Origin of the sequence: Tardiphaga sp. P9-11 (assembly GCF_008329525.1) — a bacterium.
Lineage (GTDB): Bacteria > Pseudomonadota > Alphaproteobacteria > Rhizobiales > Xanthobacteraceae > Tardiphaga.
Map to the genome: position 1 here is coordinate 535,156 of NZ_NPKQ01000001.1, position 15,473 is coordinate 550,628.

Genomic DNA, 15,473 nt, shown 5'->3' on the forward strand with positions numbered 1-15,473 from the left:
ACAATGAAGCAAGAACATAAGTCAAAGGGAGAACCATATGGGCCACAGGCTAGCCGGGGCAGCCGCCTCATTCATTATGCTTTCGGCCTTTGCAGGAGCTGCGCTGGCGCAGGACCGGATGCCGCCGATCCCGGCCGACAAATACACCGAAGCGCAGAAGAAAGCCGCTGAGGAATTCGCCGGCGGGCGCGGCTATGAGGTTCGCGGCCCCTTCGTGCCACTGATTCGCAGTCCGGAAGTGATGCTCCGTGCCAAAGCGATGGGCGATCATCTCAGGTTCAAGAGCGTGCTCACTCCGCGGCTCAGCGAAATGATCGTCCTGATCACTGCGCGCGAATGGACCCAGCAATATGAGTGGGTTGCCCATCATGACATCGCGATGAAGGCCGGTTTGCGCAAGGACATCGCTGATGCGATTGCCGACGGTCGTCGCCCCGTCGGCATGGCCGATGACGAAGAAGCGGCTTACGATATGTCGACCGAGATCCAGCGTACCAAGCGTGTCAGCGATCCGACCTGGAACAAGGCCATTGCCAAATTCGGCGAGCAGGGTGTCATCGATCTGCTCGGGATCAACGGCTATTACACCTTTCTGGCCATGGCGATGAATGCGGCCCGAACGGGCCTATCCGCAGGCGTGGCAGAGCCGTTGAAGCGGTTCCCGGATTGACGAGGCCAGCGGTTCACCAAAGTGAAACGAGCAGGGTGTGATAATCTTCGCCCGTTCGCACAACGCGAACCGCAGGGCATTCCGATGGCCAAGCTTTCCGACAAGAAACCAAGCTCACCCGCACCTATCGACCTCATTTGCGCCGATACCGATGTTTCGCTGCAGATGACGCGCTGGCTGTCGCATTTGCGTGCCGAGCGACGGCTGTCACCCAAGACGCTCGAAGCCTATACGCGCGATGTCCGGCAGTTCCTGACATTTCTCGCCGAACACTGGGGCGCGCTCGTCTCGCTGCCGCGCTTCGCCAAACTGGAAGCCAGCGATGTCAGAGCCTTCATGGCGGCGCGGCGCGGCGATGATATTGGTGGCCGTTCATTGATGCGCGCCCTGGCCGGTCTGCGCTCGTTCGGGCGATTTCTGGAGCGCGAAGGCAAGGGCACCGTCGGTGCGCTCAGTGCGATTCGTGCCCCGAAAATCGGCAAGAGCCTGCCGAAGCCGCTGCAGATGGCATCCGCCAAACGCCTTGCCGACGCCGACGAACGTGCCGGTGAAAACCGCGATCCGTGGATTTGGGCGCGCGACGCCGCGGTCATGGCGCTGCTTTATGGGTCGGGCCTGCGTATCTCCGAAGCGCTTGGCCTGAAGCGCCGCGATGTGCCGGCGCCCGGTGCTGGAGATGTGCTGATCGTCAACGGCAAGGGCAACAAGACCCGTATGGTACCGGTGTTGCAGAACGTGCTGGAATTGATCGCCGACTACGCCGCGCAGTCTCCGCACCCATTACCCGCCGATGGTCCGATGTTTGTCGGTGCCCGCGGCGGCCCGCTCAGCCCGCGGATCATCCAGCTGACCATGGAGCGGATGCGCGGGTCGCTCGGCCTGCCCGACAGCGCCACGCCGCATGCCCTGCGCCATTCCTTTGCGACGCATCTTCTGACTCGTGGCGGCGATTTGCGCGCGATCCAGGAGCTGCTCGGCCATGCCTCGCTGTCGACCACACAGATCTATACCGGCATCGACACCGAGCGGCTGTTCGAGGTCTACAAGACAGCACACCCGCGAGCGTAAGGCCAGGCAAGCCCCAGCTGTAGTAGAAGTGTCATTGAGCTGCCCCTTGCGAAGTCGCCGCGGTTCGGTCAAATCGACACATCGACCAACCGGAGGGGATCACCATGAGCGCACACGAAAGTATGGAGCATGCGGAGCATGCCGAGCATGCGTCTGGCTCGAACAAGAAGATCGCACTGCTCATTGCGGTGATCGCGCTGTTTCTCGCGCTGTCCGAGACCCTCGGCAAGGGCGCGCAGACAGAATCGATCAGCAAGAACGTCGAGGCGTCGAACCTCTGGGCGTTCTTCCAGGCCAAGAGTATCCGCCGCACGGTTGTTCAGGCGACGTCGGACCAGGCCAGACTTAGCCTCGGTCAGATGGGCGACGATGCCGCCAAGGCGGCGCTATCCAAGCAAATCGACGAATGGAAGAAGACGGCAGATCGCTATCGTTCCGAACCGGAAACCGGTGAGGGCTCCGAACAGCTCGCCGCCCGGGCGAAGGAGGCCGAGCACGCGCGCGACCTCTCGATGGCGCGGTATCATCACTATGAAGTGGCGTCCGCCGCATTCCAGATCGGTATCGTGCTGGCGTCGGCCACGATCATCACCGGCATGATTGCGCTGGCCTGGGTGTCAGGTGCACTCGCGCTGGCCGGCATCGTTTTCACCGCGATCGGCCTGTTCGCGCCGCATGCAGTGCATATTATGTAGCGGTCTACGCCGAAGCGGTTCGGCATAGTTGCAGGACCGCTTCGGCAAATTCCTTGGGCGCTTCCTGCGGCACGTTGTGGCCGACGCCGGGAATCACACGGCGCTCATAATCCGCCGTAAAATACTGGCCGTGATTCTCCGAGTTTTCCGCCGGCCCCACGCCGTCGTCGGCGCCATGCAGCACAATGGTCGGGACATCTATCTTCGGCTGCGCCGCCAATTGTATTTCCAGAAAAGCGTAATTCGGATCGCCGAGGACACTGCCAGTGCGATGCATGTAGGAATGCACCACCACATCGACGAAATCGTCATTGTCGAAAGCAAGCGCCGACCGTTCGAAGGTCGCGTCGTCGAAAACCCAACTGGGCGACCACATCTGCCACAGCAGCTTGGCTAAAGCGTTGCGGTTCTGGATCAGGCCGTTACGGCCACGCTCGGTATGGAAGTAATACTGATACCATTGCCGTGCCTCCTGCTTGGGCGCGAATGGCCGCACCGCATTCGTCAGGTCCTGGATATTGTAACCGGTGCAGCTGACGAGACCGTGTACGCGTTCGGGCCATAGCGCCGAGACGACGCAGGCCGCGCGACCGCCCCAGTCGTAGCCAGCAACCACGGCCTTGCCGATGCGCAGTGCGTCCATCAGCTCCAACAGATCCTGCCCAAGCGCGGCCTGTTGCCCGGAGCGTATGGTCGCGCTGGAAAGAAACCGCGTCGGCCCATAGCCACGCAGATAGGGTACGATGGTGCGAAAGCCGGCGGCGTTGATGATGTCGACCGCGTGGTCATAGCCTCTGACGTCATAGGGAAAACCGTGCATCAACAGGGCGGGGAGGCCGCCTTCCGGTCCGCTCTGTTCATAGGCAATGTCGAGAAGGGGAGTCTGGATGCGTGCCAGTTCAGCCAAGTTGCTCCCCCATTGAAGTCTACCGCGCCGAATGCGCCCGATGACGCAACCGCTGTACCAGCCGCATCCAACGCGATGATGAATTGGAACGGAATATCGCCATCGTCGCTTTTATACTTGCGATCACGGGCGCGACCAATTCGCCGGCGCGGCGGCGGATGTCGAGAACGAATTCGTAGAGCTTCCGAAACCAGTTCATCTGCAGCAGCTTCGGCCGCGTCACATCGAAGATGAACGCGGCGACGCCGACGCCGAGAAACTTGCTGAACACGATGAGCGCGAAAGCGCTGATCCAATACTGCCGCATGAGCAGCCAGGCGCCGGCCAGTTTTAACGGAAAAAGCAGGATCGCCGGAACAACGAACACGATCAGCGTCAACATCGGCGATAGCCGAGCGACTCGCGCGGCCAGCCATTCCTTGAAAGCGCGCAGCGGAATCACTGCAACGATGCGCGCAACGACCGGTTCGAGATGGTCCCACAGCCACGCTTCGATCAAGAAGACCAAAGCGAGAAGGAACCATACCGGCTGCAGCACGCGTCGCATCATAGCGTTCGTCTCCCAACCGGCTCAGCGCCGGCCGTGACTCACATATGGATAGCGCGCTTGGCTACTGCAAATGCCGCTTCCTTCACCGCCTCAGAACGGGTCGGATGGGCATGGCAGGTGCGGGCCAGGTCTTCGGCCGAACCGCCGAATTCCATCAGTACGCACGCCTCGTGGATCATTTCGCCGACTTCGCGGCCGATCATATGCACGCCCAGCACGCGGTCCGTCTTCGCATCTGCGAGAATCTTTACGAAACCATCGGTTGTCTGATTGACCTTGGAACGGCCGTTGGCGGTGAAGGGGAACTTGCCGACATTGTAAGCGATACCGGCTGCCTTGAGCTCTTCCTCCGTCTTGCCGACCGCAGCGACTTCCGGCGTGGTGTAAACGACGCCCGGGATCACGTCATAGTTCACATGGCCAGCCTGACCTGCGAGAATCTCTGCGCAGGCAACGCCCTCGTCTTCCGCCTTGTGAGCGAGCATCGGGCCGGCGACGACGTCGCCGATGGCGTAGACGCCCTTCACATTGCTGGAGAAGTGATGATCGATCTTGACGCGGCCGCGCGCGTCGAGCTCGACGCCGGCTTCCTTGAGACCAAGCGCTTCGGTGTAAGCCACGCGGCCGATCGCCACGAGGATCACGTCGGCTTCGAGTGCTTCAGGAGCGCCCCCTGCAGCCGGCTCGATCTGTGCCTTCAGCGTCTTGCCCGACGTATCGACGCCGGTGACCTTGGCACCGAGCTTGAACGTCATGCCCTGCTTCTCGAGCATGCGCTGGAACTGCTTGGCCACTTCGCCATCCATGCCGGGCAGGATGCGATCGAGGAATTCCACCACGGTGACTTCAGCGCCGAGGCGGCGCCACACCGAGCCAAGTTCGAGGCCGATGACGCCGGCGCCAACCACGATCAACTTTCCTGGCACCTTGTCGAGGGACAGCGCGCCGGTGGACGATACGATACGCTTCTCGTCGATCTCGATGCCCTTCAGTTTCGCGACGTCAGAGCCGGTAGCGATGACGATGTTCTTGGTTTCCAGCGTCTGGGCCTTGCCGTCAGTGCCAGTGACTTCGACCTTGCCGGTACCGAGCACGCGGCCGGTGCCCATCACGACGTCGATCTTGTTCTTCTTCATCAGGAATTCGACGCCCTTGACGTTGCCGTCGATGCCCTGCTGCTTGAAGTTCATCAGCGCGGGAAGATCGAGCGTCGGAGCGGATACCTTGATGCCCATCTTGGCGAAGGAGTGGCCGGCTTCCTCAAAAAGCTCCGACGAATAGAGCAAAGCCTTCGAGGGCATGCAGCCGATGTTCAGGCAGGTGCCGCCCAGCGTGCTGTTCTTCTCGACGACGGCGACCTTCATGCCGAGCTGCGCCGCGCGAATCGCGCAGACATAACCGCCGGGTCCAGTGCCGATAACAACGAGGTCGTAAGAAGCCATGATGGAGTCCTGTATTGTCTTCAGATGATATGGGGTGTCAGGGCCTCAGCGGCCACCGGACACGTCGAGAATGGTGGATGTGACGTAAGAAGCCTCGTCCGACAGCAACCAGACGATGGCATTGGCAACTTCATCCGCAGTGCCGACGCGCTTCATAGGCACGTTGACGGAAAGACGATGTGCGCGATCGGGCTCGCCGCCTGACGCGTGAATATCAGTATCGATCAAACCCGGCCGAATGCCGGCGACGCGAATGCCTTCGGCTGCGACTTCGTGTCCCAATCCGATGGTGAAGGAATCGATCGCGCCCTTCGAGGCGGCATAGTCAACATAGGTGTTCGGCGCGCCCAGTTTGGCGGCTACCGATGACAGATTGACGATGACGCCACCGTTGCCGCCGTGTTTGGTCGACATGCGCTTCACGGCCTCGCGGGCGCAGAGAATGCTGCCGGTGATGTTCACGGTCATCATGTTGGCGATGCGTTCGGCAGTCATCTGATCGACGCGGATGGAAGGGCCGACGATACCGGCATTGTTGACCAGCGCACCGAGCGGTCCGAAGGCGTCGGCAGCCTTGAACAGCGCGAGAATGTCAGCCTCGGAGCCGACATCGCATTTCACCGCGATAGCCTTGCCGTTGGTCGCTTCGATCTTCGAGACGACCTCGTTGGCGGCAGCTTCGTTGCTGGCATAGCCGACCACGACCTTGAACCCGCGCGCCGCCGCCAGAAGTGCAGTGGCGCGGCCGATGCCGCGGCTGCCGCCGGTGACGATCACAACGCTGTCGGTCATGTCCTGCTCCAGCTTCGCTGAGGTGCCAAGACTTCAGGTATCGAGGCTTCGGATATCAAGGCTTCTTGGTCATCAACCGGCAGCGCCGCCGCCGCCGGTTGACAGGAGGAAGTATAGAAAGATCAGAGATCCAGAACGAGACGGGCCGGATCTTCCAGGCTTTCCTTGACGCGGACGAGGAAGGTCACGGCTTCCTTGCCGTCGATCACGCGGTGGTCGTAGGAAACCGCCAGATACATCATCGGGCGGATTTCGATCTTGCCGCCGACCACGACCGGACGTTCCTGGATCTTGTGCATGCCGAGGATGGCGGACTGCGGTGCGTTCAGGATCGGCGTCGACATCAGCGAGCCGTAGATGCCGCCATTGGTGATGGTGAAGGTGCCGCCCTGCATTTCGTCGATCTTGAGCTGGCCGTCACGGGCGCGCTTGCCGAAGTCCGCAATGGTCTTTTCGATGTCGGAGATCGACTTGGTATCGCAATCGCGTACCACGGGGACCACGAGGCCCTTGTCGGTGCCGACGGCCACGCCGACGTGATAGTAATTCTTGTAGATCAGGTCGGTGCCGTCGATCTCGGCATTCACGGCCGGAATATCCTTCAGCGCCTGCACGCAGGCCTTGGTGAAGAAGCCCATGAAGCCGAGCTTCGCGCCGTGCTTCTTCTCGAACACATCCTTGTACTGCGAGCGCAGTGCCATCACGTTGGTCATGTCGACCTCGTTGAAGGTCGTCAGCATCGCGGCGGTATTCTGCACGTCCTTGAGGCGGCGCGCGATGGTCTGGCGCAGACGCGTCATCTTCACGCGTTCTTCGCGGGCGGCATCGTCAGCGGGCGACGGCGCGCGAACCTGCACGGCAGCGGCAGGCTGATTGATCGGCGTCGGTGCCGACGCAGCCTTCTCGATCGCAGCGAGCATGTCGCCCTTGGTCACGCGGCCATCCTTGCCCGAGCCGGGCACGGTGGCGGCATCGATGCCACTCTCGGCCGAGATCTTGCGGACCGACGGCGCCAGCGGCGCATCGACGGGTGCGGACTTCTGAGCGGGAGAAGGTGCAGCAGCAGGTGCTGCGGCTGGAGCCGGAGCAGCGGGCTTGGCGGGTGCAGAAGCCGGCTTGGCGCCACCTGCACCATCGGTGATCTGGCCGAGCAGCGCGCCGACGGCGACGGTCTCGCCATCCTTGGCAACGATCTCGCCGAGCACGCCGGCGGAGGGGGCCGGCACTTCGATGGTGACCTTGTCGGTCTCGAGCTCAACCAACGGTTCGTCCACAGCGACGGCGTCGCCGGCCTTCTTGAACCAGCGGCCGATGGTAGCTTCCGTCACGGACTCGCCGAGCGTGGGAACGCGAATTTCAGTCATTGTCTACTTCCTCTTGTGGCGTGGCGACCCGCTCGGTCATCCCTGCCTGAACTTGAAATCAATGCGGATATGCGAACGCCCCGCGGGTGCGGGGCATTCGCCAATGGGATGGGGGCTTAGCCGAGCGCTTCGTCGAGGAAGGCCTTGAGCTGGGCGAGATGCTTGGACATCAGGCCGGTAGCAGTCGCCGCCGACGCAGCACGGCCGGCGTAACGCGGGCGCTTGTGGGTGGCGTTGATCTGGTTGAGCACCCATTCGAGATACGGCTCGATGAAGTGCCAGCCGCCCATGTTGCGCGGCTCTTCCTGGCACCAGACGAATTCCGCACCCTTGAAGCGGGTCAGCTCCTGCACCAGCGTCTTCAGCGGCACCGGATAGAGCTGCTCGATGCGCATCAGATAGACGTCATCGATGCCGCGCTTCTCGCGCTCCTCATAGAGATCGTAATAGACCTTGCCGGAGCACAGCACGACGCGACGGATCTTGTTGTCGGCGGTGAGCTTGATCTTCTCGTCCGGCAGCTTCTCCGCGTCGTCGAACAGCACGCGATGGAACGAGGTGTCGGCACCGAGTTCGCTCAGCTTCGACACCGCACGCTTGTGGCGCAGCAGTGACTTCGGCGTCATCACGATTAGCGGCTTGCGGATCTCACGTTTGAGCTGGCGGCGCAGCATGTGGAAGTAGTTCGCCGGAGTGGTCGGATAGACCACCTGCATGTTGTCTTCCGCGCACATCTGGAGAAAGCGCTCGAGGCGTGCGGAGGAATGCTCCGGTCCCTGGCCTTCATAGCCATGCGGCAGAAGGCAGATCAGGCCCGACATGCGCAGCCACTTGCGCTCGCCCGACGAGATGAACTGGTCGAACAGCACCTGAGCGCCGTTGGCGAAGTCGCCGAACTGCGCTTCCCAGATCGTCAGCGCCTTCGGCTCGGCCAGCGAGTAGCCGTATTCGAAACCGAGCACCGCTTCTTCGGAGAGCAGCGAGTTGATGACCTCGTAGTGGCCCTGATCGGGCTTGAGGTGATTGAACGGCGTGTAGCGGCTCTCGTCTTCCTGATCGAACAGCACCGAATGTCGCTGCGAGAAGGTGCCGCGCTCCGAATCCTGGCCGGAAAGGCGAACGTGGTGGCCTTCTTCCATGAGCGTGCAGAACGCGAGCGCTTCGCCGGTTGCCCAGTCGATGCCTTCGCCAGTGTTGATCGCCTTGGCGCGGGTGTCGAGGAAGCGCTGCACCGTGCGGTGAACGCGGAAGCCATCGGGCACCTTGGTGATCTTGGCGCCAATCGCCTTCAGCGTGTTGACGTCGACACCGGTGATGCCACGGCGGGGATCTTCCTCCTGGTCGGCATATTTGAAGCCGGCCCACTTGCCGTCGAGCCAGTCGGCCTTGTTCGGCTTGTAGCCTGCGCCGGCTTCGAGTTCTGCGTCGAGACGGGCGCGCCAATCGGCCTTTGCCTTATCGACTTCGCCCTCGGTCATCACGCCATCGGCGATGATGCGCTTGGCATAGATATCCAGCGTCGACTGATGTGCGCCGATCTTCTTGTACATCACGGGCTGGGTGAACGCTGGCTCATCGCCTTCGTTATGGCCGTGGCGGCGATAGCAGAACATGTCGATGACGACAGGCTTGTGGAACTTCTGCCGGAACTCGATCGCGATCTTGGCGGCGAACACCACCGCTTCCGGATCGTCGCCGTTCACATGGAAGATCGGAGCATCGATCATCTTCGCCACATCGGACGGATAGGGCGACGAGCGGGAGTAACGCGGATAGGTGGTGAAACCGATCTGATTATTGACGATGAAGTGGATCGAACCGCCAGTGCGATAACCCTTGAGGTCCGACAGCGCAAAGCATTCCGCGACCACACCCTGACCTGCGAAGGCCGCATCGCCATGCATCAGCAGCGGCAGCACGGAAATGCGCTGATCCGGCGGATCACCATTCTGATCCTGCTTGGCGCGGACCTTGCCGAGTACCACCGGATCGACGATTTCGAGATGCGACGGGTTCGCCGTCAGCGACAGATGGATCTTGTTGTTGTCGAACTCACGATCCGACGACGCGCCGAGGTGATACTTGACGTCGCCGGAGCCTTCGACTTCGTCCGGATTGGCCGAGCCACCCTTGAATTCGTGGAACAGCGCGCGGTGCGGCTTGCCCATCACCTGGGTCAACACGTTGAGGCGACCGCGATGTGGCATGCCGACGACGATGTCACGGACACCGAGGCTGCCGCCGCGCTTGATGATCTGTTCCAGCGCCGGGATCAGCGATTCGCCACCGTCGAGGCCGAAGCGCTTGGTACCGGTGAACTTGACGTCGCAGAACTTCTCGAAGCCGTCGGCTTCGATCAGCTTCTGGAGAATGGCGCGGCGGCCTTCCGGCGTGAAGCTGATTTCCTTGTCCGGGCCTTCGATACGTTCCTGGATCCACGCCTTCTGTGCGCGGTTGGAAATGTGCATGAACTCGACGCCGAGCGTCTGGCAGTAGGTGCGCTGCAGGATCGCAACGATCTCGCGCAGGGTGCCGTATTCGAGGCCGATGACGTTATCGAGAAAGATCTTGCGGTCGTAGTCGGCATCGGTGAAGCCGTAGGAGCGTGGATCGAGCTCCTCGTGATCCTTCTGGCCTTCGATGCCCAGCGGATCGAGATTAGCGTGGAAATGGCCGCGCATGCGGAAGGCGCGGATCAGCATCAAGGCGCGCACAGAGTCCCGGGTCGCCTGATTGATGTCGCCGGTCGGGGCCGCAGCACCGGGCTGCGCGGTCTTGGCGGCGAGCTTGGCGCCCATCACCTTCTCGACCTGGGCCCAGTTGCCGTCCATGGCGGAGGTCAGGTCGTCCTTGGGCGTCAGTGGCCAGTTGGCCTTCTCCCAGGACGGGCCTTCGGCGTTCTTCTGAACGTCGGCGGGCGAGTCTTTCAGGCTCTTGAAGAACTCCTGCCACTCGGCGTCGACCGAGGAGGGGTCCTTTTCGTAACGGGCGTAAAGTTCGTCGATGTAAGTGGCGTTTGCGCCCTGCAGAAATGAGGAGAGTGCAAAGGCGGCGTTCGCGTCCTGGCGAGACATGATGGCGTCCTGATTTGGTATCGCGCGGAAATTTTAACGAGGGCCGATCCGGTTGCCGGATCATCCTAAAGTCGAGCGAGCTTCTACCCTATTTAATCCGAATGTGCGCCCTGAAAAGCACGAAGAACTGAATATTTCGTCAATTCTTTGTGCGCGAGATTTTGTCCGCTGATTTCAGTCGACGACACTGAGGTCTTCCTTGGCCAAAGCGGCAGCGCCTCCTTGCAGTCCGGCGCGCCGGGTGCGGCGGATTTTGGGCGGTCCGCAGGCCTCGTCAAGCAGGGCATTGGCGGCCATTCCGGCAGCGTCCGCAACCGAGGGATCGCGGGTCACCATGGCGGCGACGATGGCGCCGTCCATCAAGAGGCCGATCTGGTGCGCGAGAAAGTCCGGCTTCTTGGCGCCGGCAGCCTCGGCCAGTCCGGAAATGTGCTTGAGAATGAACGATTTGTGCCGGATCGTGATGTCGCGCAGCCGGGTCTCGTCCTTGGAGTGCTCGCCGACTGCATTGATGAAAACACAGCCATAATAGGTCTCTTCGGCAAACCAGCTCTTCAGCGCGGGGAAGATCGAATCCAGCTTTTCGCGCGGAGTTGTGGCGCGTTCCACGGCTGCAATGAACCAGCCACGCCAGGTCTCGCTCTCTGCCCTGAGCACGGCGTCGACCAGATCGTCCTTGGATTTGAAGTTCTTGTAGAGCGTGGTTTTGGCCGTTCCGGCCTCGCTTACGATGGCGTCGATGCCGGTGGCATTGATGCCATTTTTGCAGAACAGCCTTGTCGCTGCGACCATCAGCCGCTCGCGCGGCGTCACCTGCGGATTACTGCTGTCGACGGCCTGCGGCATCGCATCGGTCATGCCCTGTCATATGTCATGCGGCGCGCGACGCGCAAGCGGTCATCGGTTCCTGACCAATATTCGAGCCGGCAAGCGCCGATTTGGCGCGTTAAGCGGCAACTCAGCCGCTGCACGTTTCTTCACCATGCGCCCAACTCACTGATATCGCGATGTTTTATCCATTAGCGGGCGCTGGCACGCTTTCTGCAAAGCTACAGAACGTTCTGTATCTTTGCACCTTTCCAAGGGAGAAAACCAATGACTGCTGTTGCCGCCAAAACCGCCCTGACCGGCTGCCTCGCGCCGATCGACAAAGGCGGACTCGAACAGCTGATCGCCAACGGCAAAGCCAATCCCAATGTCATCAAGACGCTGAAGTGCAAGACGGTGGCCGAGGGCAAGTTCCGCCACGCCAACTACATCCGCAACCTGCCGCCCTACATCGTCGATGAGCCGCCAGCCCTGCTTGGCGACGACACCGCGCCAAATCCGTCGGAAGCGTCCTTGGCTGCGCTTGGTTCCTGCATCGCCGTCGGCCTGCACGCCAATGCCGTGCATCGCGGCTGGACCGTCAACAAACTCGAACTGCAGCTCGAAGGCGATCTCAACATCACGGCTGTCTGGGGCACCGGCGATATCAGCGAGAAGCCGGTCGGCTTCACCGATGTGCGCATCAAGGTCGACATGGAATGCGAAGGCGTTCCGCAGGCCGAGATCGATGCGCTGATCACCCACGTCAAGAAATGGTCGCCCGTCGCCAACACGTTTACGCGCCCGGTCAATCTCGAAGTCTCTGCCTGAATGTGAGTTAGCGCGGCCGCAGCGATGCGGCCGCAGTCTCTCTTCCTTGTGCGTGACGGAGATCGACATGACCACGACGGCAGTGCTGCGGAAATCTGACGATATTGAAGCGGCGGGCGACACACCGTCGCTTGTCGAACGAATAGCCGCCGTCGCGCGCACCGATCTTTCACCGATCGCTCTGGAGATCGACGAAGGCGCGATCTATCCAGATCGGGCGCTACGTCATCTCGGCGATGTCGGTGCCTGGTCAGCACACGCGGATCTCGGCGAGACGATCGCGGGCATCACCACCATCGGCGAAACCTGCGGCTCCACGGCCTTCATGGCGTGGTGTCAGAACACGCTGGTCTGGTACATTCTCAATTCCGACAACGCCGCGCTGAAGGCGAAATATCTGAGCGATGCCGCGAGCGGCAAGCTGCTCGGCGGCACCGGCCTGTCCAATCCGATGAAGAGCTTCTTTGGCATCGAGAAGCTCAAGCTGAAAGGTCGCCGCACCAACGGCGGTTACATCGTCCGCGGTGCTCTGCCATGGGTATCGAATCTTGGCCTCTACCATATGTTCGGCACCATCTTTGAACTCGATGACGGCTCCGGCGAGAAGGTGATGTTCCTCGCCGACTGCGCCGACGAGAATCTCTCGCTGACGCCATGCAAGCCGTTCCTCGCGATGGACGGCACCGGCACCTACGCCGTGCAATTTCGCGATGTCTTCATCCCAGACGATCAGGTGCTCGCGGCACCGGCGATGCCGTTCGTGAAGAGGATCCGCGCCGGCTTCATCCTGATGCAGATGGGCATGGGCCTCGGGCTGGTGCGCGATTGCATTGCCATCATGGACAGCGTCAAGCCGTCGCTCGCCCACGTCAATTGCTTCCTGCCACAGCAGCCCGAGGATTTCGCCGGGCTTCTCGCGAAGATGGAAGCCGAGACGATGATGCTCGCGGCCACACCCTTTGATACCAGCAACGCCTATTGGCGCAGCGTCGTCGAGCTGCGTCTGCGCGCGGGTGACGCCGCCGTTGCCGCAGCCCATGCAGCGATGCTGCATTGTGGCGCACGCGGCTACCTCAAATCGCACCGCGCCCAGCGCCGGCTGCGCGAGTCTTACTTCGTGGCGATCGTCACCCCCGCCACCAAGCAGCTCAGAAAAATGCTCGCAGACAATGCGCGCGAATATCAGGGAGACCAGGGCGGGGCGTGATTCCGATCATGCGAACGCAAAGCGAATTGACTTAAGTCACGGCGAAACGACAGGCGATCCAGCACAAACGGTTCAACAACGACGGTTCAACACAGTGGAGGCTTTCAATGGCTGAAGTTCTCATTTCCGCAGACGACCTCGTCACGTTCATGAAGTCAGAGCCTTGTGTCATCATCGACACGCGCAATCCCGACGCCTATGCGGCGGGGCATATCCCCGGCGCCGTCAATCTCCATGAGATCTTTACGTTCCTCGCCACCTCGACGCCCGAAGGCATGGACGAGTTGAAGAAGAAGTTCGCTGCCGCCTTCGGCGGTGCCGGCCTGTCCGGCAGCGAGACTGCGGTGATCTACGAACAGTCGATGAATTCGGGATTCGGCCAGTCCTGTCGCGGCTACTTCCTGCTGGAGTTTCTCGGCTATCCCAGGATCAAGGTTCTGCATGGCGGCTATGAAGCCTGGACCATGAAGGGCCTGCCGACCACCACGGATGTTCCGACGCCCACGGCAGCTTCGTTCGCCATCAAGCCGGAAGCCGGTTCGATCCTGATCGATGCCGCCACCATGCAGGGCGCGCTCGGCAATCCGTCGATCGCCATCCTCGACGTGCGCGATGTCGATGAATGGATCGGCGAAAGCTCGTCGCCCTATGGCCGGGATTTCTGCCCGCGCATGGGCCGCATTCCCGGCGCCGTCTGGATCGAGTGGTACCGCATGATGAAGCCGACATCAGAAGGCCCGCGCTTCAAGTCGAAGAACGAGATTCTCGCCGAATGCGCGACTGTCGGGATCACGCCGTCGACCACGGTGTATCTCTACTGCTTCAAGGGCGCGCGTGCGTCGAACACGTTCCTTGCGCTGAAGAATGCCGGCGTTGCTGACGTCAGAATGTACTTCGGATCCTGGAATGAATGGAGCCGCGATGTGAAATATCCGATCGAGGAAGGCTTGCCGCTGGTGGGTGAGAAGCAGGCCGTGGCGGCGTAGGATTGACGCCGTTATTCCGAGGGCGCCCTTGCACAAGCTCGGAATCCCGATGTGAGTCACACCGCGAGATTCCGGGCCCGGTTCTGTCGCCTCTGGCGCCAGTCCCGTCCTGGAATGACGAGTGTAGAACGCAAAGCAAAAGGCCCGCTCTCGCGAGCGGGCCTTTCTTATTCTCAAGTCTGTCGAGCTTGGCTTAGCCCTTCAGTACATCCACCAGCGTGGTGCCGAGGCGCGCCGGCGACGGCGAGACGCGGATGCCGGCGGCTTCCATGGCTGCGATCTTCGACTGGGCGTCGCCCTTGCCGCCCGAGACGATGGCGCCGGCATGGCCCATGCGGCGGCCGGGAGGTGCGGTGACGCCGCCGATGAAGCCGACCATCGGCTTCTTGCGGCCGCGCTTGGCTTCGTCCTTGATGAACTGTGCCGCGTCCTCTTCCGCCGAACCGCCGATTTCGCCGATCATGATGATCGAGGTGGTCTTGGGGTCGGCCAGGAACATCTCGAGCACGTCGATGAATTCGGTGCCCTTGACCGGATCGCCGCCGATGCCGACCGCCGAGCTCTGGCCGAGGCCAGCCTGGGTGGTCTGGAACACGGCTTCATAGGTCAGCGTGCCGGAGCGCGACAGGATGCCGACGCTACCAGGCTTGAAGATGTTGGCCGGCATGATGCCGATCTTCGACTCACCAGCGGTGACGACGCCCGGGCAGTTCGGCCCGATGAGGCGTGACTTGGAGCCGGACAGCGAACGCTTGACGCGCACCATGTCGAGCACCGGAATGCCTTCGGTGATGCAGACGATCAGCGGAATCTCCGCATCGATTGCTTCGCAGATCGCGTCTGCTGCGCCCGGCGGCGGCACGTAGATCACCGACGCATCGGCGCCGGTCTTGTCACGGCACTCGGCGACGGTGTCGAACACTGGCAGGTCCAGATGCTTCGAGCCGCCTTTGCCCGGCGAGGTGCCGCCGACCATCTTGGTCCCGTAGATGATCGCCTGTTCGGAGTGGAAGGTGCCGTTCTTGCCGGTGAAGCCCTGGCACATCACCTTGGTATTCTTGTCGATGAGAACTGACATCG

14 protein-coding genes are annotated in these 15,473 nt (G+C 61.6%); 6 read left to right on the forward strand and 8 right to left on the reverse strand.

Annotated features, from left to right (window positions below; all coding sequences use genetic code 11):
- Positions 1-37 precede the first annotated feature (37 nt).
- The 3 genes from CIW50_RS02510 to CIW50_RS02520 all read left to right on the forward strand — a co-directional run bounded on the left by CIW50_RS02510 (position 38) and on the right by CIW50_RS02520 (position 2,433).
- Positions 38-670: a carboxymuconolactone decarboxylase family protein gene (locus CIW50_RS02510; protein WP_246664106.1), complete on the forward strand. Its 633-nt coding sequence runs from the start codon at positions 38-40 to the stop codon at positions 668-670.
- 84 nt (positions 671-754) lie between these two features.
- Positions 755-1,738 (forward strand): tyrosine recombinase XerC, encoded by a 984-nt coding sequence (locus tag CIW50_RS02515; RefSeq protein ID WP_149529690.1) that lies wholly within the window; start codon positions 755-757, stop codon positions 1,736-1,738.
- 104 nt (positions 1,739-1,842) lie between these two features.
- The gene (locus CIW50_RS02520; protein ID WP_149529691.1) at positions 1,843-2,433 is read left to right on the forward strand and encodes a DUF4337 domain-containing protein; all 591 of its coding nucleotides are present in this window, start codon (positions 1,843-1,845) and stop codon (positions 2,431-2,433) included.
- A 4-nt stretch (positions 2,434-2,437) separates the two neighbouring features.
- On the opposite strand, the gene CIW50_RS02525 is transcribed toward CIW50_RS02520, so the two are convergent.
- From CIW50_RS02525 to CIW50_RS02555, 7 genes are all read right to left on the reverse strand, one after another.
- Positions 2,438-3,331 (reverse strand): alpha/beta fold hydrolase, encoded by an 894-nt coding sequence (locus CIW50_RS02525; protein ID WP_246664162.1) that lies wholly within the window; start codon positions 3,329-3,331, stop codon positions 2,438-2,440.
- Between the two features lie 28 nt (positions 3,332-3,359).
- Positions 3,360-3,890 carry a hypothetical protein gene (locus CIW50_RS02530; RefSeq protein WP_149529692.1) on the reverse strand — a complete coding sequence of 177 codons (531 nt, stop codon included), beginning with the start codon at positions 3,888-3,890 and terminating at the stop codon, positions 3,360-3,362.
- Positions 3,891-3,928: 38 nt separating this feature from the next.
- Complete coding sequence (lpdA, locus tag CIW50_RS02535) at positions 3,929-5,332, reverse strand: dihydrolipoyl dehydrogenase (RefSeq protein WP_149529693.1); 1,404 nt, start codon at positions 5,330-5,332, stop codon at positions 3,929-3,931.
- A gap of 45 nt (positions 5,333-5,377) precedes the next feature.
- A complete protein-coding gene (locus CIW50_RS02540; protein WP_149529694.1) occupies positions 5,378-6,124 on the reverse strand; it encodes an SDR family oxidoreductase in 747 nt (248 codons plus the stop codon).
- A gap of 122 nt (positions 6,125-6,246) precedes the next feature.
- On the reverse strand, positions 6,247-7,488 hold the full coding sequence (gene odhB / locus CIW50_RS02545; protein WP_149529695.1) for a 2-oxoglutarate dehydrogenase complex dihydrolipoyllysine-residue succinyltransferase: 1,242 nt from the start codon (positions 7,486-7,488) through the stop codon (positions 6,247-6,249).
- Between the two features lie 116 nt (positions 7,489-7,604).
- The gene (locus CIW50_RS02550; RefSeq protein ID WP_149529696.1) at positions 7,605-10,562 is read right to left on the reverse strand and encodes a 2-oxoglutarate dehydrogenase E1 component; all 2,958 of its coding nucleotides are present in this window, start codon (positions 10,560-10,562) and stop codon (positions 7,605-7,607) included.
- Positions 10,563-10,736: 174 nt separating this feature from the next.
- On the reverse strand, positions 10,737-11,420 hold the full coding sequence (locus tag CIW50_RS02555) for a TetR/AcrR family transcriptional regulator (RefSeq protein ID WP_149529697.1): 684 nt from the start codon (positions 11,418-11,420) through the stop codon (positions 10,737-10,739).
- Positions 11,421-11,657: 237 nt separating this feature from the next.
- Between CIW50_RS02555 and CIW50_RS02560 the strand changes: the two genes are divergently transcribed.
- From CIW50_RS02560 to CIW50_RS02570, 3 genes are all read left to right on the forward strand, one after another.
- Complete coding sequence (locus tag CIW50_RS02560) at positions 11,658-12,200, forward strand: OsmC family protein (protein ID WP_089263266.1); 543 nt, start codon at positions 11,658-11,660, stop codon at positions 12,198-12,200.
- 67 nt (positions 12,201-12,267) lie between these two features.
- On the forward strand, positions 12,268-13,407 hold the full coding sequence (locus CIW50_RS02565) for an acyl-CoA dehydrogenase family protein (RefSeq protein WP_149529698.1): 1,140 nt from the start codon (positions 12,268-12,270) through the stop codon (positions 13,405-13,407).
- 107 nt (positions 13,408-13,514) lie between these two features.
- The gene (locus tag CIW50_RS02570; RefSeq protein WP_149529699.1) at positions 13,515-14,393 is read left to right on the forward strand and encodes a sulfurtransferase; all 879 of its coding nucleotides are present in this window, start codon (positions 13,515-13,517) and stop codon (positions 14,391-14,393) included.
- Between the two features lie 193 nt (positions 14,394-14,586).
- Here the strand turns inward: CIW50_RS02570 and sucD are convergent, their stop codons facing one another.
- Positions 14,587-15,471 (reverse strand): succinate--CoA ligase subunit alpha, encoded by an 885-nt coding sequence (gene sucD / locus CIW50_RS02575; protein ID WP_149529700.1) that lies wholly within the window; start codon positions 15,469-15,471, stop codon positions 14,587-14,589.
- Between the last annotated feature and the right edge of the window lie 2 nt (positions 15,472-15,473).

What these genes read in the sequence shown, in the direction of transcription:
- CIW50_RS02520 (WP_149529691.1), top strand. Translation starts at nt 1,843, where the DNA reads ATGAGCGCACACGAAAGTATGGAGCATGCGGAGCATGCCGAGCATGCG.
- CIW50_RS02560 (WP_089263266.1), top strand. Translation starts at nt 11,658, where the DNA reads ATGACTGCTGTTGCCGCCAAAACCGCCCTGACCGGCTGCCTCGCGCCG.
- odhB (WP_149529695.1), bottom strand. Translation starts at nt 7,488, where the DNA reads ATGACTGAAATTCGCGTTCCCACGCTCGGCGAGTCCGTGACGGAAGCT.
- CIW50_RS02510 (WP_246664106.1), top strand. Translation starts at nt 38, where the DNA reads ATGGGCCACAGGCTAGCCGGGGCAGCCGCCTCATTCATTATGCTTTCG.
- lpdA (WP_149529693.1), bottom strand. Translation starts at nt 5,332, where the DNA reads ATGGCTTCTTACGACCTCGTTGTTATCGGCACTGGACCCGGCGGTTAT.
- CIW50_RS02550 (WP_149529696.1), bottom strand. Translation starts at nt 10,562, where the DNA reads ATGTCTCGCCAGGACGCGAACGCCGCCTTTGCACTCTCCTCATTTCTG.
- CIW50_RS02540 (WP_149529694.1), bottom strand. Translation starts at nt 6,124, where the DNA reads ATGACCGACAGCGTTGTGATCGTCACCGGCGGCAGCCGCGGCATCGGC.
- CIW50_RS02570 (WP_149529699.1), top strand. Translation starts at nt 13,515, where the DNA reads ATGGCTGAAGTTCTCATTTCCGCAGACGACCTCGTCACGTTCATGAAG.
- CIW50_RS02530 (WP_149529692.1), bottom strand. Translation starts at nt 3,890, where the DNA reads ATGATGCGACGCGTGCTGCAGCCGGTATGGTTCCTTCTCGCTTTGGTC.
- CIW50_RS02565 (WP_149529698.1), top strand. Translation starts at nt 12,268, where the DNA reads ATGACCACGACGGCAGTGCTGCGGAAATCTGACGATATTGAAGCGGCG.
- CIW50_RS02555 (WP_149529697.1), bottom strand. Translation starts at nt 11,420, where the DNA reads ATGACCGATGCGATGCCGCAGGCCGTCGACAGCAGTAATCCGCAGGTG.
- sucD (WP_149529700.1), bottom strand. Translation starts at nt 15,471, where the DNA reads ATGTCAGTTCTCATCGACAAGAATACCAAGGTGATGTGCCAGGGCTTC.
- CIW50_RS02515 (WP_149529690.1), top strand. Translation starts at nt 755, where the DNA reads ATGGCCAAGCTTTCCGACAAGAAACCAAGCTCACCCGCACCTATCGAC.